The following is a 19580-nucleotide window of genomic DNA, read 5'->3' on the forward strand; positions in this document are numbered from 1 at the left end:
GGATAATCTAAGCAGTAGTTAGCAAAAGTGATTATCACTGTTCTATTATTGGGACAATAATAACTGTAGGTAACAGAAAGGCAGGATATGCAGGATCTCAATGACCTTTATTATTATGCCGAGGTGGTCGAGCACGGAGGATTCAGTGCCGCAGCTCGAGTATTGGGAGTGCCAAAGTCAAAATTGAGCCGGCGGTTAGCTTTATTGGAGGAGCGGCTGGGGGTGCGATTAATTCAGCGCTCAACTCGGCGCTTTGCGGTGACGGATGTCGGGCGCACCTATTATGAACACTGCAAAGCGATGCTGGAAGAAGCCAAAGCTGCACAAGAATCGATTGATTTAACGCGAGCAGAACCTCGCGGTGTGGTGCGCATTACTTGCCCAGTGGCACTGTTACAAGCCACAGTCAGCACCATGTTAGCGGATTTTATGGCCAGTTGCCCTCTGGTGACTCTTCATCTTGACGCGACAAATCGACAGGTCGATCCGGTGGCCGAAGCCATTGATATTGCTATTCGAGTGCGGCCACCGCCATTGCAAGACAGTGATTTGGTGCTGAAGGTGTTGGGTAACCGCTGCCAGTGTCTGGTTGCCAGCCCTGAGTTGATTGCGCGCCAAGGGGAAGTGAAAGTGCCCGCTGATTTGACCGGTTGGCCAAGTCTTGGGCTAGGGCAACCTCAGCAGGAATTTATCTGGAATTTAGAGGGGCCAGAAGGGGCGCATGCGGCAATTTATCATCAACCCCGGCTGGTGACCGCAGACATGACTACATTACGCAGCGCTGCTCTCAGTGGTGTCGGGGCGGTGCAGCTTCCGGTGATGATGGTGACGGAGCAATTGGCCGCCGGTGAACTCATCCGCCTATTACCGGAGTGGTCACTGCGCCATGAAATTATTCATGCCGTTTTCCCCTCACGACGCGGTTTATTACCCTCAGTGCGCAGTGTACTCGATTATTTGGCACTGCGTTTTAGCCAACTTGATGATCAATAAGGCCATTCTGGCATCAATCATTGTTTATAGGGGGGCCGATATTGGCCGCCTATGCTTGTTATTTATCTTTGGTTTGCGATTCATGCTTATGACGATGGTGCGAGTCTGGGAAATGGGGATGAGAGTGCACCATTGGCTGATGCCGATGAGAATGTTTATGCGGCACATCGGCACTGACCGGAAAATCATGTGAATGCTGATGATGTACATCATGAAGATGTTCGTGTTCGTGCAGTAAATCTTCGTGGTTGTGCTGATGCTCATGCTGTTCAGTCAGATGCAACCCAATCCCAATTGCCATCAACAGCCCAGCAACCACTAAAGGTAATGTCACAGCATCCCCCATCGCAACAGCCAGCGCCGCGCCCAAGAATGGTGCAATGGAGAAGTAAGCGCCAGTGCGGGCGGTGCCGAGGTGGCGTAAACCAATAACAAACAGCGCCAGACTCACACCATAGGCAAAAAATCCGACCAGCAGGGCACCGGCCAGATTGGTCAGTGGTGGTAAGGTTGCGCCTAGGGCAAAGGCCAATGCGAGATTCACTATACCCGCCACCCATCCTTTAACCGAAGCAATCCACGTGGCGTCCGTCAAAGAGACTTTGCGGGTCAGATTGTTATCAATCCCCCAGGCGAAACAGGCACCCAGAATAGCCAGTGTTGGCCACAGTCCGGCAAAATGCGCTTCTCCCGGCCAGCTCAGAATAGCTGCACCGGCAACAATCACCATCATGCCCAGAGCAATGCGGCGGTCAAAATTCTCCTTGAAAGCAAACCAGGCGAGCAGGGCAGTAAATACCCCTTCAGCATTGAGTAACAGTGAGGCTCCCGATGCGGGCATACCGGTCAGGCCAATCATCAGCAGCACCGGCGCAATAATCCCCCCCGCAGTAATCGCGCCGATAAGCCACCATAGCTCATTACGCGGCAGGCTGACGGCGGCTGGGCGGGTTATCAAGCGATACAGCGCCAAACCCACACCTGAACCCAAATACAGTAAACCAGCCAGTAGCCACGGGCTAACCGTATTCAGCAATTGTTTCGCCAACGGGGTTCCGGCACCAAACAATGCTGCCGCCGTTAATGCCGCTAATACACCCGGTTGTCGCAGTCCATCATGCCATTTCATGGAGGTCGCTCTGAGAATGAAGGGGAGTAGAAATTTTAGCGCATTAAAAAGCCGGAAAGCCATTTCTGTGGTAGAAAAAGATTGCCGGCTAGTTTGGTTGTTAATTATGTATAAATGTTAATTATGTATAAATGTTAATTATCGACGGTTTGCCGATGAAACAATTCACGGAATACCGGATAAATATCTTCAGGATCCCGAATATGCTGCATGGCAAAATTATCGTATTTTTCCTGCAAGTCTTCATATTCCCGCCACAGTGTTTGATGGGCACGGCGGGTGATTTCAATGTAGCTATAGTAACGCACCACAGGCAGGATTTTTTTCGCCAGTAATTCATGGCACAGCGGCGAATCATCGGCCCAGTTATCCCCATCTGAGGCTTGAGCCGCGTAGATATTCCATTGTGCGGGGTCATAGCGCTCTTGCACCACTTCGTCCATCATTTTCAGCGCACTGGAGACAATCGTCCCACCGGTTTCTTGCGAATAGAAAAACTCTTGTTCATCAACTTCTTTCGCTTGGGTGTGATGGCGAATATACACGACATCGACGTTTTTATAAGTGCGGCTCAGGAACAGATACAGCAGAATATAAAACCGCTTTGCCATGTCCTTGGTGGCTTGATCCATGGAGCCAGACACGTCCATCAAGCAAAACATCACTGCCTGACTTGAAGGTTCTGGACGGCGTTCATAGTTTTTATAACGCAAATCGAAGGTATCAATAAAAGGTACCCGGGCGATTTTTTGTTTTAATTCGGCAATGGCTTTGCGTATGCGTTCTTCTTCCAGCAATTGCGCCGGTTCCGAGTTTTCCAGCGCTTTCAGTGTCTCTTCCAATTCGCGCAATTCTCGACGTTTACTGGCGGTCATGGCAGTACGGCGGGCCAGTGAGTTTTGCAGTGAGCGCACCACACTGATATTGGCCGGTACCCCATTGGAGGTATAACCTGCACGGTGAGTTTTAAATTCGGTCAGCTGTTTATACTGATTTTTCTTCAGGTTAGGCAGCGCCAGATCTTCGAACAACAAATCGAGATATTCGTCTTTGGATATCTGAAAGACAAACTCATCTTCGCCTTCACCGTCCTGACCGGCATTCCCCTGACCACTGCCGCTACCGCTGCCACCACCTTGCGGGCGTTCTATGCGGTCATTGGTGACAAAATGGTCATTGCCGGGGTGAACTCGATGGCGTAATCCGCCACGGCCTTGATGGAACATCGGCTCATTGATGTCATCAATAGGTATTGAGACTGATTCGCCACTCTCAGTATCAGTTACTGACCTTTTATTGATAGCATCGGAAATTGATTGTTTAATTTGCGACTTATAGCGGCGCAAAAAGCGCTGGCGATTGACCATGCTTTTATTTTTGCCGTTAAGTCGCCTGTCAATAAAGTAGCCCATAACTCCCCCTGCCTCTATTCCCTGCATCTTCCGCACTGTTGCTGTGCTGACGAGCAACACAGCAACAATGTGGAATCAATCCCCGCGATATCATGGCGGACTAATAACAGGTTATGATGATTTTCTTACCCGCAGATACCATTCACACAGTAAACGAACCTGCTTGCGGGTATAACCTTTCTCCATCATTCGATCGACAAAGTCATCATGCTTTTTCTGCTCATCCGTTGAGGTTTTGGCGTTAAAGGAGATAACCGGCAATAACTCCTCAGTGTTGGAGAACATTTTCTTCTCAATCACGGTGCGCAACTTCTCATAGCTGGTCCAGTTTGGATTCCGGCCATTGTTATTGGCTCTGGCGCGCAACACAAAATTGACGATTTCATTACGGAAATCTTTCGGGTTGCTGATACCCGCTGGCTTTTCAATTTTCTCCAGTTCAGCATTCAGTGATTCACGGTCAAACAGTTGCCCAGTATCCGGATCACGGTATTCCTGATCCTGAATCCAGAAATCGGCGTAAATAACATAGCGGTCGAAAATATTCTGACCGTACTCAGAGTAAGATTCCAGATAGGCGGTTTGGATCTCTTTGCCGATAAACTCAGCGTATTTCGGGATCAAATACCCTTTCAGGTGCTCGAGGTATTTCTCCGCGATATCCTGTTGGAATTGCTCGCGTTCAATTTGCTGTTCCAATACATAGAACAGGTGCACCGGGTTGGCAGCCACTTCGGCATGGTCAAAGTTAAACACCCTTGAGAGGATTTTAAAGGCAAAACGGGTCGAAAGGCCGTTCATACCCTCATCAACCCCAGCATAGTCGCGATACTCTTGATAAGACTTGGCTTTAGGATCAGTATCTTTCAGACTTTCACCGTCATACACCCGCATTTTGGAGTAAATGCTGGAGTTTTCCGGCTCTTTCATTCTTGAAAGAATGGAGAAGCGCGCCAGTGTTTCCAAGGTGCCGGGGGCGCAAGGTGCATGAGTCAGTTCACTGTGAGTCAATAACTTGTCGTAAATTTTGATCTCTTCTGAAACCCGCAGGCAATAAGGCACTTTGACGATATACACACGGTCAAGGAAGGCTTCATTGTTTTTGTTATTACGGAATGTCACCCATTCTGATTCGTTAGAGTGCGCAAGAATAATACCGCTGAATGGTAGGGCGGATATCCCCTCAGTTCCGTTATAGTTCCCTTCCTGAGTTGCGGTCAGCAAGGGGTGCAGCACCTTAATGGGCGCTTTGAACATCTCGACGAACTCCATAACCCCTTGGTTCGCCCGGCACAATGCCCCGGAATAGCCATAAGCATCGGGGTCGTTCTGGGCATGATTTTCCAATTTACGGATATCAACCTTACCGACCAAAGCAGAGATATCCTGATTGTTCTCATCACCTGGCTCTGTTTTCGCAATCGCAACCTGCTCAAGAATAGAAGGCCAGACTTTGATGACTTTAAATTTGGTGATATCGCCGCCAAATTCGTGCAGACGTTTGGCCGCCCACGGCGACATAATCGTGCCAAGATAACGGCTGGGAATACTGTATTCTTTGGCCAGAATCGCCGCATCTTCCTGCGGGTTGAATAAGCACAATGGGTGGTCATTGACCGGGCTGCGTTCACCATTAGCACTTAATATATAGATAGGGACGCGTTGCATCAGGGCTTTCAAACGTTCAGCCAGTGATGATTTACCACCACCTACCGGGCCGAGCAAATAAAGGATCTGTTTCTTTTCTTCTAACCCTTGAGCGGCATGTTTGAGGTAAGAAACGATTTGCTCTATGGCCTCCTCCATACCATAGAACTCTTCAAATGCAGGGTAACGGGCGATAACTCGATTAGAGAATAGCCGCGACATCCGGGACTCAAGTGCGGTATCGACCATGACAGGCTCACCAATAGCCATCAGCAGACGTTCAGCCGCATTAGCATATGCACTGCGATCTTGCTGACAAATAGTGAGGAACTCCTGCAGTGTGAACTCTTCGTCCTTGGCAGCCTCATAGCGCTGGAGATAGTGATCAAATATGTTCATAGCGATGCCCGTCCTGTTTGAATGGTTGGGAACATAAAATAATAGTAGTGCTTTATTGGGTTAAAATTTTGAAACTACTACCTTATTGTTATGGTCGCGTCTCTCACAAAGGTCAAGTAGACATTAAGCACAAACCCGCCACTTCCAGTACAATAAATAACCATTATTCGGTAATTAAATCTATTTTTTATTTCATTCCCAGTGTTTTATATATGATTAATTAAGATTATCTATTTGAATATCTTGTTATTTTATTGTAATCAAATCTGCGTAAATTTTTATGTTGTTAATTTGCCGTATATCGGCGATAAATTGCACAGCGAATGTTGATATCGTGTGGGAATGTGTAAAGATTTCGCCACGGGCAAGCAATTGATTTACACTAAGTTAACTCATGATTTTGTTACCAAAGGGATTTCATCCGTGAAAAAACATTACATAAAAACGAAGCAAGTCAAAACACTGGCAGCATTGGTTGTTGCTACCGCCGTTTGTATGCCAACCGCGATGGCGGGAACATGGTCTGTAGGGGCATCAGCATTAGTCAGTCCTGACCCTTATCGTGGCAAAAATGACCGTGTTTACCCCGTGCCTATCGTTTCTTATGAAAGTGATAATTTCTATTTCCGCACATTGGCTGCCGGTTATTACTTGTGGAAAGATGATAACAATCGTTTATCGATTGATGCTTATTATCTGCCGCTGCATTTTACGCCAGGTGACAGTGATGACCAGCAGATGAAGCAGTTGGATAAACGCCGCAGCACCATGATGGCCGGAATGTCATATTCACATATTGAGGATTGGGGGACTTTGCGAGCCATGTTCTCTGGTGACGTGCTGGATAACAGTGGTGGCTTTGTCGGCGATCTGGCCTACCTTTACCGCTATAGCGTTGATAGCTGGACTTTAACTCCGGGCGTTGGTGTTAGCTGGAACAGTGAAGATCAGAACAAGTATTACTATGGCGTGAAGCGTGGGGAATCAGCCCGCAGTGGTTTGGCGCAGTACAGCCCGAATGATAGCTGGTCACCCTATCTGGAACTGTCGGCTAATTACAATATCAATCCCAATTGGAATGCTTTCTTTACTGGCCGTTATATCCATTTGGCAAATGAAGTGAAGAATAGCCCTATGGTAGATGCATCTTGGACGGGTGTGCTGTGGACTGGGGTGACTTACACCTTCCGCTAATTTATCGCGCACGATATCTGAACCATAAAAAATGGGGCATAAAGCCCCATTTTTGTATCTGTAATATAGGTCGTTATTGAGAATTCTTACGGCTACGGATGGTCATGGCGAGGCGAGCAGGGGAATCTGACGTCGCAACCAAAGGTTTGTTGACACGTGCAGTCTCGACACAAACCATTGTTTTATAACCATCATTTGGCATATCAACCATGCTGCTGGACAGCTCTGCACCTGGGTTCCATGCAACCACATCACTTTGATGATGATGATGTACTTCAATGGTCCGTTTCAGCGCGGCATCTTTTATCAAACTGTAAGTTTCTGGCTGGGTATAAATTCGGTCAGTCTGACCATCAAACACCAAATCGCCTTGTTGAGTGGCATCAGCCACTTTCAGCACTTTATCAAGATACTTTTCGCCTAAGCCACTGATCTTAATCTGGTTGATATCGCCAATCTGGAAATAAGTATGTAACGCAGCAACCGCTTCGTAATCGCCGTGTGATTCTAATTCCATTTCACATTCTTCACCTAGCTTGAAGCGGGCAATCAAAGTGAATGGATGTGGCCAGAATTGACGGGATGCATCACTGTCTTCCAGTGTGAAGGTCAGGATAACCCCATTTTCATTCTCATCATGGGCGCTAAGCGTCCATGGCAGTAAACGAGCAAAACCATGAGGAGGTTGCGCTGATGGGCCAAACCAAGGCCAACAAATGGGTACACCACCACGAATAGCGACACCGTTTTTAAATGGCGTGTTATTGCTCAACCAGATAACCGGTTGTTCACCGCTTGGTTGGTAAGCCAATAAATGAGCACCTTGCAAGCTAACTGCGGCACGTACTTTTGGATGGGAAACGACCACAATTGGCAGGTCATCCAACTGACGCTGACTGATGTAAGGTGAAATTTGTTCAACAACAGGTAGGGTGAAGATTTTCTCGTTCATTCGTTTGGCCTTATGAGAAAAGGGGCTGGAGATCCATTGAACTTCAGACTTTCGATAATATCACAGGCTTTAAATCTTGCAGCAAATCAACGATAAAGTAGTAGCGTATCATTGATATTGCGCAACTTTTTATAGGGCTGAAATGGGCAGGGCGGTGGGTTCATCAATGACAGGTAATAAAAAAGCCACTCGAATGAAAGTGGCTTTTGGTGGAAATTTATACTCTAAATATCAATCCATTATTTGGAGATATGAGAGATCAAATCCAGAACTTTGTTTGAGTAGCCAGTTTCGTTATCGTACCAAGAAACCAGTTTCACAAAGTTGTCATTCAACGCGATACCGGCTTTAGCATCGAATACTGAAGTCAGTTTTTCGCCGTTGAAATCGGTAGAAACAACGTCGTCTTCGGTGTAACCCAGAACGCCTTTCAGCTCGCCTTCTGAAGCTGCTTTGATTGCAGCACAGATTTCTTTGTAAGAAGCTGGTTTTTCCAGACGTGCAGTCAGGTCAACAACAGAAACGTTAGGAGTAGGAACGCGGAACGCCATACCCGTCAGTTTGCCGTTCAGTGCTGGGATAACTTTACCCACTGCTTTAGCTGCACCGGTAGAAGAAGGGATGATGTTCTGGGATGCGCCGCGGCCGCCGCGCCAGTCTTTGTGAGACGGGCCATCAACAGTTTTCTGAGTTGCGGTAGTTGCATGCACAGTGGTCATCAGCGCTTCAACGATGCCGAACTTGTCGTTGATCACTTTAGCCAGTGGAGCCAGGCAGTTAGTGGTACAAGAAGCGTTAGAAACGATTTCCTGACCTGCGTATTCTTTGTGGTTTACGCCCATAACGAACATTGGGGTGTCATCTTTAGACGGGCCAGTCAGAACAACTTTCTTCGCGCCAGCAGCGATGTGCTTACGTGCAGTTTCGTCGGTCAGGAACAAGCCAGTTGCTTCAGCAACAACGTCAACGTTGACTTCGTTCCACTTCAGGTTAGCCGGATCTCTCTCTGCGGTAACACGGATGGTTTTACCGTTAACAACCAGATGGCCGTCTTTTACTTCTATAGTACCGTCGAAACGACCGTGGGTAGAGTCGTATTTCAGCATGTACGCCATGTATTCAGCGTCCAACAGGTCGTTGATTGCAACGATCTCGATGTCAGAACGTTCCTGAGCAGCACGGAAAACAATGCGACCGATACGGCCAAAACCGTTGATACCTACTTTGATAGTCATATATTCCACCAGCTATTTGTTAGTGAATAAAAGGTTGGTTGTAAAATTACAAAAACCTTACCGAGCGTCAAGCGGAATCGTGTCAATTATTGCTACAAATCAAACCAAGGACGTTAGATCGAACATTAATCACGCGTTTCCAGATACGATTAGCCTCATTTTTATATTGGGGCGAATTATTCAGTTTAAAGTGAGAATCAGTAATATTTGCGATTTTTATCACATTTATACTGTTGCCACTTTGATGGCATACAGTTTAGGACAATTTTAACTGCTTTGTTGTTAATTTTTTGTTATTATTAGACGTTGTTTTCGTTGACTTTATTCCCTGCCAGAGAACCGCACAAATGGCTAAAGAACTGAACCCTACAGAAAATATTGAGAAACTGACCGATATTCAGCGGCATGTCACCCAACAGCGGGGGACGGAAGCACCTTTTAGCGGAAAGTTACTGCATAATAAGCGCGAGGGCATCTACCAATGTCTGTGCTGTCATCAGCCGCTTTTTATCTCAGAATCAAAGTTTGATTCCGGCTGTGGTTGGCCGAGTTTTTATCAGCCGCTTGATGCAGAATCTATCCGCTATATTGATGATTATTCTCATAATATGCACCGTGTTGAGATCCGTTGTGGTCATTGTGATGCGCACTTGGGGCATGTCTTCCCTGATGGCCCACAACCGACCGGCGAGCGCTATTGTGTGAACTCGGCATCACTGAATTTTGTTGATGATCAAAATGGTGAACAAACTGCAGGTTAAATGTGCATTTTTGTCCCTCATTTTAGATGTGAAAAATCGATTCAGCTTATTATTCGTTTACTGAGGATGCTCTGATGGAGCTTGAAGACCTGATTTCAGTGATGACGCCCGAAATTTACCAGCGTTTGATGCAAGCCGTTGAGTTAGGTAAATGGCCAGATGGGGTGGCACTGACGCCGGAACAGAAAGAGAACAGCCTGCAAATGGTCATGCTGTGGCAAGCGCGTCATAATAAGGATGCACAGCATATGAGCATCGGCACCGATGGCCAGATAGTGATGAAAACCAAACAAGAGCTGAAGCAGCAATTCAGCCAGCCGACACTGGTCAAGTTGAAGCCTGAGTGCTCACTAAGGTAAGTCAGGTTGAATGCACAATTTAAGTTGCAGGTTCAAACGGAGCCACATTCGGCTCCGTTGATGTTTATACCCGTCAACCCACCAGTGCTTTTATTTCAGCCATAAACTGTTCCAACGACTGTATGTTTGCTCCTGCTGCATTCATTGCATCAAGGGCCTGCTGGCTGTCTTGTGGTTGCAGATTGACCCCACGGCAACCCTCACTGATGACGGATGTTTTATAACCTAATGTCAATGCATCTAACACGGTGTATTTCACACAGTAATCTGTTGCCAACCCCATAATGAACAAATGGTCAATTCCCTGCTGTCGTAACCAATCGTCCAGCGGCGTTTTCGCTCGTCGACCATTGTCGAAAAAGGCGCTGTAGCTGTCGATATCAGGATCTTGGCCTTTACGGAAAATGTCGGTAATCGCCTCTTGATTTAACTGCGGATGCAAAGCCGCGCCAGACGTATTTTGGACACAATGCACTGGCCACCACACTTGGGGTAATCCCGCCAAATCACCGACAGCCCAAGGCTCAGCCTGTGAATTAACGGCAAAACTCCGGTGCCCGGCAGGGTGCCAATCCTGACTGGCGATGACCGGTATTTTATGTCTCAGACAGGTGTCAATGGCCTCATTAGCAATGGCAATCACTGCATCACCCTCGGCAACTGCCAACGCACCACCGGGACAAAAATCATTTTGCAAATCAATTAAGAGCAGTGCGGTATTCATTCACATTCCACCAAATCAGTTAGTCTCAGTCAGTTCGCCGCGCAGGTTTTGTTGCATCAACTGGCGAATCTCTTCGGGGGAGAGAGATTGGCTTAATAAATAATGCAATTTAGTCAGTGCCGCTTCCACCGTCATATCAAAGCCACTGATAACACCGGCGTGCGCTAACGCATTCCCGGTGGCATATCCGTCCATATTGACTCTGCCAGAAATACACTGTGTCAGATTCATCACTACAATACCGCGGTCGCTGGCATTTTTTAACTCATCTAATAACTCGGCTTTTTGTGGTGCATTTCCCACACCATAGGAGCGCAATATAAGCGCTTTTACCGGTTGCAACAGGAAATTGCGCACCACCGCCCCAGAGATTCCAGGATAAATAGTGACGACCCCAATGGGTTGAGGTGTGATCTTGTGAACAATCAATGGGCCGTTAACCGCCGGGGATTCGACTGCGGCCATCCGGCGAATATGAATCCCGGCCTCAAGCAACACCGACAAATTAGGAGAAGCAAAAGCATCAAATCCATCAGCATGTGCTTTGGTGGTGCGGTTACCGCGAAAAAGTTTGTTATTAAAGAACAAACTAACTTCATTCACCGGGTGATTGGCAGCCAGATAGAGCGCGTTGAGTAAGTTGGTTTGCCCGTCAGAACGCAACTCGGCTAAAGGAATTTGCGAACCGGTAACAATCACCGGTTTAGCTAAATTCTCCAGCATAAAAGAGAGGGCGGAGGCAGTAAATGCCATGGTGTCAGTGCCGTGCAAAATAACAAAGCCATCATATAAATCGTAATTTTGCTGAATATCATTGGCAATATGCTGCCAGTCCTCCGGTGTCATATCCGAAGAATCAATCAATGGGGCATATTCATGGATAGTAAAATCCGGCATCTCGGGGCGATGGAATTCCGGCATTAGCGCAAGCTGGCGCTGTAGATGGCCGGAAACAGGAATGTATCCGTTATCGGAGCGCTGCATGCCAATAGTCCCGCCAGTATAGGCGACATAAATAGATTTCTTTTGCATGGGTCATATGCCTAAAAAATAGTACAAAATGAGATAGATGAATTATAGGGCGACTGGCGAGGAAAAAAAGCCCGGCGGGTGCCGGGCAGAGTATTTATCTACTATTTACTCAATTGACTAGCGCACATCACCGCATGTTAGACATAAAACATAGCGATTCTGCGGGTCATTGAGTGTATTTAATAAATTGGGTTGATCTTTCACCGCTTGCGCCATTGCGGAAATAGGCGCAGGCAACCAGGCTTGAATTGCAGCAGGCAACATCGCCTGTACTGATGCGCTCATTTGACCGAAAATCAAATCACTGAGGCTGGGTTCATCAACAAACCAGTTCAGTTGCCAGGTTTTCAGTTGTGCCAGCTCAGCCACTTTCTTAACGGCGTCATCAAAGTCACCCAGTTGATCTACCAGACCATTATTTTTGGCATCCAGCCCAATCCACACATGGCCCTGCGCGATTTGGTCAACTTGCTCTGGCGTTTTGTGGCGGGCAGTCGCGACCAAATCAATAAAGGTTTTATAACCATTTTCGATATTGATTTGCATCATCTGAGAGAACTCAGGCGGCAAGTCTTTGGTCACAGAAATATTCGCCAGTGGTGAAGTCGCGACACCGTCGGTATGCACGCCAATGCTTTCCAGTGTGTTTTGGAAAGTATTAATCACCCCGAAAATACCAATCGAGCCGGTCAAAGTGCTTGGGTTAGCGATGATATAGTTAGCTGGGGTTGAGATCCAATACCCACCTGACGCCGCCATACCGCCCATTGATACCACTAATGGTTTATTGGCTGCACGTAACGCCGCTAATTCAGAGCGAATCAGTTCAGAGGCGCTCACGCTACCGCCTGGGCTATTTACCCGCAAGATAACAGCTTTAATTTTTGGATCCAAACGCGCCTGACGAATTTGCGCCGCCAGAGCATCACCGCCAACATTCCCAGGGGTCTGTGGGCCATCCATAATCGCGCCATTAGCAAAGAGAACCGCTATCTGCTCGCCTTGTTGTGGGGTTGGCGTCGGTTGGTAGTCATAAATGCTGACATAGTTGAAATCGTTACTTTTCTTATCCCAGCCAAAGGCTTTAACCAACTCATTTTCCACATCCGGACGTGTGGCTAATTGATCAACCAGTTTGCTCGCCAGTGCATATTGCGCCGGAGAACCGCCAGCGGCCTGTAAACCACTGATAACCCCTGCAGCCCCTGGGAATAATTGTTCTGGGGTTAATTGCCGGTTAGCGGAAACCGCCGTCAGATAATTTTGCCATAGACCGCCAATCCAACGGCTGTCTGCTTCCCGTGCAGCCGGCGACATATCATCACGAATCATCGGCTCTACCGCCGATTTATAGGTGCCGACACGGAAGATATTGGTGGTGACTTTGAGTTTTTCCAGTAACGATTTGTAATACAGATTATTGCTGGCAAACCCATGCAGATCGACCGCCCCTTGTGGGGATAGATAGATCTTATTGGCAAAGCTGGCTAAATAGTATTGAGTTTGATTATAACTATCGCCAATAGCATAAATGGGTTTGCCCGAATCACGGAACTCCCGCAGTGCTTTCCCAATATATTGTAGAGAGGGCTGATCAGCACCGGTAAAGTCACTCAGTGATAATACCAAACCAGTAATATTGTTATCGGTTTTTGCCAGACGGATGGTTTCGACCAGATCAAACAGGGAGTTTTCCTGTAGACGATTGCTCGATGCACCTAAGAACTCACGCCCTAATTGACGCAGTTTATTATTAACCGCGGGCTGATCGACCACGACACCCGTTAAATTCACTAACAGCGCGCCTTTAACTGGCTCTGTCGGCTTACTTTGGAACTGAAGGTAAACACCGACACCGACCAAAATCAGCAGTATCAGGAAAAGATTAAGAATAAACTCTCTGGCAAAATTCAGCAGACGCCAGGTCCACTTGAAAAAACCAGCAATAATTCGCCACAAAGTGCGCATGTTATCTCCAACAAAACCGGGCAAGTACAGTTATCCTAATGACCTGACGAACAAAAGTCAGCTTTAAATCATCGAGAAGCTTAGCTAATAGGTCAGCACTGGTAACAAAACGACAACTTATGCTACCTTGCTGAAAATGAAAATCGTTATCAGGAGAAAATGATGGATGCATTGGAACTGTTACTTAATCGCCGCTCGGCGTCGCGCTTAGCCGCTCCAGCCCCAGCAGGCGAGGTATTGGATCACATTATTCATGCAGGAATGCGGGCGCCCGATCATGGCACACTCCAGCCATGGCGCTTTGTTTTAATCCAAGATAAAGGGCTGGAACGCTTTAGCCAATTGCTACAGGATGCGGTCAAGCACGATGGCTCTGATGATGCGGTGTTGGAGAAAGCAAGACTGGCTCCTTTTCGCGCGCCATTAATCATTACTGTTATTGCCCATGTCACAGAAAACCCGAAAGTCCCTAATTGGGAACAAATCGTTTCTGCCGGTTGCGCGGTGCAAGCGATGCAGATGGCGGCTCTGGCTCAAGGGTTCAATGGTATTTGGCGCACCGGCTCCTGGACGCACCATCCTGTTGTTCGTCAGGGGTTTGCTTGCCGTGAACAAGATGAAATCGTCGGCTTCCTGTATTTGGGGACACCGCAATTGAAATCAGCGACCAAAGTAACGCCGCCAGATTACTCGACTTTTGTCCGCTATTTCTGAAATTTACTATGCGAAACTGCGCAGCCTGTCGCTTTTATCGGCAATAAGCTGCGTTTTCGCCCGCTTTGTGACCAACCTATCTGCCCGACCGCGGCTCTCTACTTACTAAGCTAAGCTATAGGCGCTACCATAGACACCATGGATGCATATACCCGTCATACTTCAAGTTCCATGTGTGTTGGCTACGTTCAATTACCCGAATCACTTACTCATGTAAGCTCATCGGGTTCTCTCGCTTGCCGCCTTCCTGTAACTCGAATTATTTAGGGTATATATATCTTTAAACTGGTTATTACTGAATCATCAGATGGGAGAGTGCCATGACATCGCCAGCGATACGTCTTACTCAATACAGCCATGGAGCGGGTTGCGGTTGCAAAATTTCGCCCAAAGTTTTGGATAAAATTTTACATTCGGAGCAGGAAAAATTCCTCGATCCTCGCCTGCTGGTGGGCAATGAGACCCGTGATGATGCTGCTGTTTATGATATTGGTAATGGGGTCGGTATTATCAGCACCACCGACTTTTTTATGCCGATCGTCGACGATCCCTTTGATTTCGGGCGCATTGCCGCGACTAATGCCATCAGTGATATTTATGCCATGGGCGGCAAACCGATTATGGCTATTGCAATTTTGGGGTGGCCAATTGATAAACTGGCCCCCGAAGTTGCTCAGCAAGTCATTGAAGGTGGGCGATATGTTTGCCAACAGGCAGGGATTTCGCTTGCGGGTGGGCACTCTATTGATGCACCGGAGCCTATTTTCGGTTTGGCTGTCACCGGTATTGTCGGCACTGACCACGTGAAGAAAAACAGTGCCGCAAAAGCAGGCTGTAAACTGTTTCTCACCAAACCATTGGGGATTGGCATCCTAACCACGGCCGAGAAAAAAAGTCAATTACGGCCGGAGCATCAAGGGGTTGCAACCAAAACCATGTGCCAGTTGAACAAGTCTGGCGCTGACTTTGCACATATTCCCGGGGTCACTGCCATGACCGATGTGACCGGGTTCGGCTTGCTGGGCCATTTAAGTGAGATTTGTCAGGGGTCAGGTGTCCAGGCGACATTGCATTTTTCGGCTATCCCGCGTTTACCGGCGGTTGAAGAATATATTGCGGCGGGGTGTGTTCCGGGGGGAACCGGCCGCAACTTTGACAGTTATGGTCATCTGATTGGCAAAATGTCCGATTTACAGAAGAGTTTACTCTGTGACCCTCAGACATCCGGCGGCTTGCTGTTAGCGGTCTTACCAGAAGCTGAGGCACAAGTACATGAAATTGCAGCTCAACATGGCTTGGTGCTCAGTGCTATTGGCGAGTTAGCTACGGTGGATAGTCGTCGAGCACTGATTGAGATAACAGAATGATTTTTCCTTTGCTGCCCTTTTTTTTGATGCATTCGCGCGGTAAATGATGCGACTTTTTATTGCCGAAAAGCCCAGTCTGGCACGGGCGATAGCGGATATTTTGCCAAAACCGCATCGTCGGGGTGATGGATTCATTGCCTGTGGTAATGATCAAATGGTGACCTGGTGTGTTGGTCATTTATTGGAACAAGCTCAACCCGATGCTTACGACAGCCGCTATGCGCGTTGGTCATTAGCGGATTTACCGATTATTCCTGAAAAATGGCGATTGCAGCCGCGCCCCTCGGTGAGTAAACAATTGAATGTTATCAAACAATTGTTGCAACAAGCCGATGAAGTCGTTCATGCGGGTGACCCTGATCGCGAAGGCCAACTTTTAGTTGATGAAGTCTTGGATTACCTCGATTTAGCGGCAGAAAAGCGGCAAAACGTACGCCGGTGTTTGATTAATGACTTAAACCCGCAGGCTGTGGTGCGCGCGGTAGAACGTTTGCGTTACAACCGTGAGTTTATCCCGCTTTGTGTTTCAGCATTGGCCCGAGCCAGAGCCGACTGGCTATATGGCATCAATATGACTCGCGCCTATACTATTCTTGGGCGCAATGCAGGCTATGATGGCGTGCTGTCGGTTGGCCGTGTGCAGACGCCGGTATTAGGGCTAGTGGTACGCCGCGATGAAGAAATTGAAGATTTTGTCGCCAAAGATTTTTTTGAGGTAAAAGCCCATATCGTCACGCCGGCTGATGAACGTTTTGTGGCGTTATGGCAACCGAGTGATTCTTGTGAATCCTATCAGGATGAAGAAGGGCGCTTGTTACATCGCCCACTGGCAGAGCACGTCGTTAACCGCATAACAGGTCAGCCAGCGGTTGTAACGTCCTATAATGATAAACGGGAATCAGAAACCGCCCCGTTGCCATTCTCTCTTTCTACTTTGCAAATTGAGGCGGCAAAACGATTCGGATTGAGCGCGCAACAAGTGCTGGATATTTGCCAGCGATTATATGAAACGCACAAATTGATTACCTATCCGCGCTCGGATTGCCGATACCTACCTGAAGAACATTTTGCCGGACGTCATTCAGTGCTCAATGCTATCAGTATCCATCAGGCAGACCTTTTGCCGCTGGAAGTGATGGACAGTGACCGGCGTAACCGCTGTTGGGATGACAAAAAAGTCGATGCTCACCACGCGATTATTCCAACAGCGCGCGCCAGCAAAGTGAATTTGACGGCCGATGAGAGCAAAGTTTACCGATTAGTCGCGCAGCAATATTTGATGCAGTTTTGTCCTGATGCGCAATTTCGAAAATGTGTTATTGAACTGGATATTGCAGGCGGTAAGTTTATCGCCAAAGCTCGTTTTCTGGCGGAGGCAGGTTGGCGTACCTTGCTTGGCAGTAAAGAGCGGGATGAAGAGAATGAAGGCGCGCCATTGCCGGTGGTTGAGAAAGGCGCTGAGTTACTGTGTGAACGTGGCGAAGTTGTTGAACGCCAGACCCAGCCGCCGCGGCCATTTACTGATGCCAGTTTATTATCAGCCATGACCGGCATTGCCCGTTTTGTGCAGGATAAAGAACTGAAAAAAGTATTACGCGCTACCGATGGCTTAGGAACGGAAGCCACACGAGCAGGGATTATTGAACTACTGTTCAAACGAACTTTTTTGTTTAAGAAAGGCCGTTATATTCATGCCAGCCCGGCAGGACGAGCATTAATTCATGCATTACCCGATATCGCTGCTCGGCCCGATATGACGGCTCATTGGGAATCAACACTGACGCAAATCAGTGAAAAAAACTGTCGCTATCAGGATTTTATGCAACCGCTGGTGGCCACATTGCAGGATTTAATCAGTCAGGCAAAACAAAATCGGTCGCCTCAGGTTTTTCGTGGGTTGCCAACTGCTCCTACAGGGGCGATAAAGAAACGCAAGAAAACGCCGACCAAAACCAAGGAGACTAAGTCATGAAAATATGGGTAATGCTAGGGTGCATGGGGTTTGCCACACTTATTTCTGGCCAGGTTTTGGCAAACCGGAATAATGTTGATGTCGTCGTTCCTTTACCTCCCGAAGTTTGGAATAACTCATCAAATCGCAACAGTAATCCGTGTACCCGTTGTTGTATTTATCAAAATCAAAACTATTCGGAAGGTGCGGTATTGCGGGTTGAGGGTGAAGTTTTACAATGTGTGCGGGACCCTAATGTGATTGGAACTAACCCATTGATCTGGAAAAGATTAACCCGATAGCTAATTACTTTTTTGGCGGATAAAAGCTTCTAATAATGGAATGTCGGCGGGTGCCAGAGGGTAGTTATGAACATCCTCTGGCATTAGCCAGACGAGGGCAGAGTGGCAATGTAAAACAGGCTCACCATAGAAGCTTTCAATGTGCCAGGCATGCAGTCGAATGATGCCTTTCGGTGAATCCCACTGATTAGTCGCAATATATTGGGTTATCACCGCGTCAATATTTAACTCTTCGGCAAGTTCGCGTATCAATGCTTGCGGTTGGCTTTCTCCAGCCTCGACTTTCCCGCCAGGGAATTCCCATAAACCCGCCTGGTCGCGATGTAAATCTCGTTGCGCCAATAAAATTTTACCGTTCCGTTCAATAATCCCCGCGACGACATCAATCATTTTTATTTGCCTGACTACAGTGGTTTATTTATTTCGTTTAGATGTGCCCTATAAGCAAATAGGGCATAGCAAAATCTGGCGTTATTAGAGTGCGAATTCAGACCATACTGGAGCGTGGTCCGAGGGTTTTTCCATGCTTCTAATATCGTAATCAATACCTGTGGCAATGCAGCGAGCTGCCAGAGGGTGGCTCGCCAATAATAAATCTATGCGTAAGCCTCTATTTTCGTCAAAACCACGCGAACGATAATCAAACCATGAAAATTGGTCATTACAATCAGGATTTGCTGCACGGAATGTATCCACCAGCCCCCAATTTTGTAAACGCTCCAGCCATGCACGTTCTTCAGGCAGGAATGAACACTTGCCCGTACGCAACCAGCGTTTGCGACTCTCTTCGCCAATACCAATATCCAAATCTGTTGGACTGATATTGATATCTCCCATAATCAGTACTTGGGCATCAGATGACAGTTGCTGCTCCAAATACTGCTGTAAGTCAGCATAAAAACGCTCTTTAGCAGGAAACTTTGTGGGGTGGTCACGGCTTTCCCCTTGAGGGAAATAGCCATTAATCACGGTTAAAGGACCTTGCGGTGTCGCAATGTCAGCCATAATAATACGGCGCTGCGCATCTTCTTCATCGGTAGGAAAACCGCGTCGCACGGCCAAGGGTTCATTCTTGGTTAACAATGCAACGCCGTAATGGCCTTTTTGTCCATGATAATAGACGTGATAACCATGTTGACTGACCTCTTCAAGCGGAAACATATCATCATGTACTTTTGTTTCTTGAAGCCCAATAACATCGGGTTGATGTTGTTCGATTATTGCAGCCAGTTGATGTGGTCGAGCACGTAGGCCATTGATATTAAAAGAGACAAACTTCATGGTCAGCACCGTATGTTCGCTAGAAATGATTCCGAATATTAGCAGATACCGAATGAAAATGTAATCCATAATAAGAGAATGCCTCTAGGCTATTATAAAAATTAAACAATGAAAAATCACTGAAAGAAAAAATATTTAAAAAAATAGATTACTGATCCTA

Annotated in this window: 18 protein-coding genes; 8 read left to right on the forward strand and 10 right to left on the reverse strand. The window is 47.3% G+C overall.

From position 1 onward, the window contains the following. Positions 1-87 precede the first annotated feature (87 nt). Positions 88-993 (forward strand): LysR family transcriptional regulator, encoded by a 906-nt coding sequence (locus OP863_RS09325; protein WP_265526160.1) that lies wholly within the window; start codon positions 88-90, stop codon positions 991-993. 58 nt (positions 994-1051) lie between these two features. Here the strand turns inward: OP863_RS09325 and OP863_RS09330 are convergent, their stop codons facing one another. The 3 genes from OP863_RS09330 to yeaG form a co-directional block, all read right to left on the reverse strand. Then, on the reverse strand, positions 1052-2122 hold the full coding sequence (locus OP863_RS09330; protein WP_265526161.1) for a DMT family transporter: 1071 nt from the start codon (positions 2120-2122) through the stop codon (positions 1052-1054). A 134-nt stretch (positions 2123-2256) separates the two neighbouring features. Beyond that, positions 2257-3534, reverse strand: a complete 1278-nt coding sequence (locus OP863_RS09335) for a YeaH/YhbH family protein (protein WP_265526162.1) — start codon at positions 3532-3534, stop codon at positions 2257-2259. Between the two features lie 111 nt (positions 3535-3645). Next, positions 3646-5580, reverse strand: coding sequence for a protein kinase YeaG (gene yeaG / locus OP863_RS09340; protein WP_265526164.1), 1935 nt, complete (start codon positions 5578-5580; stop codon positions 3646-3648). A 423-nt stretch (positions 5581-6003) separates the two neighbouring features. Here yeaG and OP863_RS09345 point away from each other — a divergent pair, with 423 nt between their 5' ends. After that, positions 6004-6774 (forward strand): MipA/OmpV family protein, encoded by a 771-nt coding sequence (locus tag OP863_RS09345; RefSeq protein ID WP_145588637.1) that lies wholly within the window; start codon positions 6004-6006, stop codon positions 6772-6774. A 73-nt stretch (positions 6775-6847) separates the two neighbouring features. On the opposite strand, the gene OP863_RS09350 is transcribed toward OP863_RS09345, so the two are convergent. Both OP863_RS09350 and gapA read right to left on the reverse strand, forming a co-directional pair. Continuing rightward, positions 6848-7726, reverse strand: coding sequence for a D-hexose-6-phosphate mutarotase (locus tag OP863_RS09350; RefSeq protein ID WP_038633270.1), 879 nt, complete (start codon positions 7724-7726; stop codon positions 6848-6850). Positions 7727-7965: 239 nt separating this feature from the next. Then, on the reverse strand, positions 7966-8961 hold the full coding sequence (gene gapA / locus OP863_RS09355; protein ID WP_265526165.1) for a glyceraldehyde-3-phosphate dehydrogenase: 996 nt from the start codon (positions 8959-8961) through the stop codon (positions 7966-7968). A gap of 347 nt (positions 8962-9308) precedes the next feature. Between gapA and msrB the strand changes: the two genes are divergently transcribed. Together msrB and OP863_RS09365 are read left to right on the forward strand one after the other, a co-directional pair. Beyond that, the gene (gene msrB / locus OP863_RS09360) at positions 9309-9722 is read left to right on the forward strand and encodes a peptide-methionine (R)-S-oxide reductase MsrB (RefSeq protein WP_038633268.1); all 414 of its coding nucleotides are present in this window, start codon (positions 9309-9311) and stop codon (positions 9720-9722) included. A 74-nt stretch (positions 9723-9796) separates the two neighbouring features. Beyond that, on the forward strand, positions 9797-10081 hold the full coding sequence (locus OP863_RS09365) for a YeaC family protein (protein WP_265526166.1): 285 nt from the start codon (positions 9797-9799) through the stop codon (positions 10079-10081). Between the two features lie 73 nt (positions 10082-10154). Here OP863_RS09365 and pncA read toward each other — a convergent pair whose 3' ends face one another. The 3 genes from pncA to sppA form a co-directional block, all read right to left on the reverse strand. Continuing rightward, on the reverse strand, positions 10155-10805 hold the full coding sequence (pncA, locus tag OP863_RS09370; protein WP_265526168.1) for a bifunctional nicotinamidase/pyrazinamidase: 651 nt from the start codon (positions 10803-10805) through the stop codon (positions 10155-10157). A gap of 15 nt (positions 10806-10820) precedes the next feature. After that, on the reverse strand, positions 10821-11837 hold the full coding sequence (ansA, locus tag OP863_RS09375; RefSeq protein ID WP_038633260.1) for an asparaginase: 1017 nt from the start codon (positions 11835-11837) through the stop codon (positions 10821-10823). A 117-nt stretch (positions 11838-11954) separates the two neighbouring features. Next, a complete protein-coding gene (gene sppA, locus OP863_RS09380) occupies positions 11955-13805 on the reverse strand; it encodes a signal peptide peptidase SppA (RefSeq protein WP_265526169.1) in 1851 nt (616 codons plus the stop codon). A gap of 162 nt (positions 13806-13967) precedes the next feature. Between sppA and OP863_RS09385 the strand changes: the two genes are divergently transcribed. From OP863_RS09385 to OP863_RS09400, 4 genes are all read left to right on the forward strand, one after another. Further along, positions 13968-14519, forward strand: a complete 552-nt coding sequence (locus OP863_RS09385) for an NAD(P)H nitroreductase (RefSeq protein ID WP_145509997.1) — start codon at positions 13968-13970, stop codon at positions 14517-14519. Between the two features lie 320 nt (positions 14520-14839). Continuing rightward, the gene (gene selD / locus OP863_RS09390) at positions 14840-15886 is read left to right on the forward strand and encodes a selenide, water dikinase SelD (RefSeq protein WP_145592036.1); all 1047 of its coding nucleotides are present in this window, start codon (positions 14840-14842) and stop codon (positions 15884-15886) included. 46 nt (positions 15887-15932) lie between these two features. After that, positions 15933-17858 (forward strand): DNA topoisomerase III, encoded by a 1926-nt coding sequence (locus tag OP863_RS09395; RefSeq protein ID WP_186368388.1) that lies wholly within the window; start codon positions 15933-15935, stop codon positions 17856-17858. Beyond that, positions 17855-18139 (forward strand): DUF1496 domain-containing protein, encoded by a 285-nt coding sequence (locus tag OP863_RS09400; RefSeq protein WP_038633246.1) that lies wholly within the window; start codon positions 17855-17857, stop codon positions 18137-18139. Before OP863_RS09395 ends, OP863_RS09400 begins: the two co-directional genes overlap by 4 nt. On the opposite strand, the gene OP863_RS09405 is transcribed toward OP863_RS09400, so the two are convergent. Beyond that, positions 18140-18529 carry a pyrimidine (deoxy)nucleoside triphosphate diphosphatase gene (locus tag OP863_RS09405; RefSeq protein WP_145588627.1) on the reverse strand — a complete coding sequence of 130 codons (390 nt, stop codon included), beginning with the start codon at positions 18527-18529 and terminating at the stop codon, positions 18140-18142. A gap of 84 nt (positions 18530-18613) precedes the next feature. Then, a complete protein-coding gene (gene xthA / locus OP863_RS09410) occupies positions 18614-19420 on the reverse strand; it encodes an exodeoxyribonuclease III (RefSeq protein ID WP_038633240.1) in 807 nt (268 codons plus the stop codon). Positions 19421-19580: the final 160 nt, after the last annotated feature.

Source organism: Yersinia sp. SCPM-O-B-9106 (C-191), from assembly GCF_026183365.1.
Taxonomy (GTDB): domain Bacteria; phylum Pseudomonadota; class Gammaproteobacteria; order Enterobacterales; family Enterobacteriaceae; genus Yersinia; species Yersinia rochesterensis.

Bases quoted from the DNA above. Each gene is read 5' to 3' on its own strand.
- OP863_RS09325 (WP_265526160.1), top strand. From the start codon at position 88: ATGCAGGATCTCAATGACCTTTATTATTATGCCGAGGTGGTCGAGCAC.
- OP863_RS09330 (WP_265526161.1), bottom strand. From the start codon at position 2,122: ATGAAATGGCATGATGGACTGCGACAACCGGGTGTATTAGCGGCATTA.
- OP863_RS09335 (WP_265526162.1), bottom strand. From the start codon at position 3,534: ATGGGCTACTTTATTGACAGGCGACTTAACGGCAAAAATAAAAGCATG.
- yeaG (WP_265526164.1), bottom strand. From the start codon at position 5,580: ATGAACATATTTGATCACTATCTCCAGCGCTATGAGGCTGCCAAGGAC.
- OP863_RS09350 (WP_038633270.1), bottom strand. From the start codon at position 7,726: ATGAACGAGAAAATCTTCACCCTACCTGTTGTTGAACAAATTTCACCT.
- gapA (WP_265526165.1), bottom strand. From the start codon at position 8,961: ATGACTATCAAAGTAGGTATCAACGGTTTTGGCCGTATCGGTCGCATT.
- msrB (WP_038633268.1), top strand. From the start codon at position 9,309: ATGGCTAAAGAACTGAACCCTACAGAAAATATTGAGAAACTGACCGAT.
- OP863_RS09365 (WP_265526166.1), top strand. From the start codon at position 9,797: ATGGAGCTTGAAGACCTGATTTCAGTGATGACGCCCGAAATTTACCAG.
- pncA (WP_265526168.1), bottom strand. From the start codon at position 10,805: ATGAATACCGCACTGCTCTTAATTGATTTGCAAAATGATTTTTGTCCC.
- ansA (WP_038633260.1), bottom strand. From the start codon at position 11,837: ATGCAAAAGAAATCTATTTATGTCGCCTATACTGGCGGGACTATTGGC.
- sppA (WP_265526169.1), bottom strand. From the start codon at position 13,805: ATGCGCACTTTGTGGCGAATTATTGCTGGTTTTTTCAAGTGGACCTGG.
- OP863_RS09385 (WP_145509997.1), top strand. From the start codon at position 13,968: ATGGATGCATTGGAACTGTTACTTAATCGCCGCTCGGCGTCGCGCTTA.
- selD (WP_145592036.1), top strand. From the start codon at position 14,840: ATGACATCGCCAGCGATACGTCTTACTCAATACAGCCATGGAGCGGGT.
- OP863_RS09395 (WP_186368388.1), top strand. From the start codon at position 15,933: ATGCGACTTTTTATTGCCGAAAAGCCCAGTCTGGCACGGGCGATAGCG.
- OP863_RS09400 (WP_038633246.1), top strand. From the start codon at position 17,855: ATGAAAATATGGGTAATGCTAGGGTGCATGGGGTTTGCCACACTTATT.
- OP863_RS09405 (WP_145588627.1), bottom strand. From the start codon at position 18,529: ATGATTGATGTCGTCGCGGGGATTATTGAACGGAACGGTAAAATTTTA.
- xthA (WP_038633240.1), bottom strand. From the start codon at position 19,420: ATGAAGTTTGTCTCTTTTAATATCAATGGCCTACGTGCTCGACCACAT.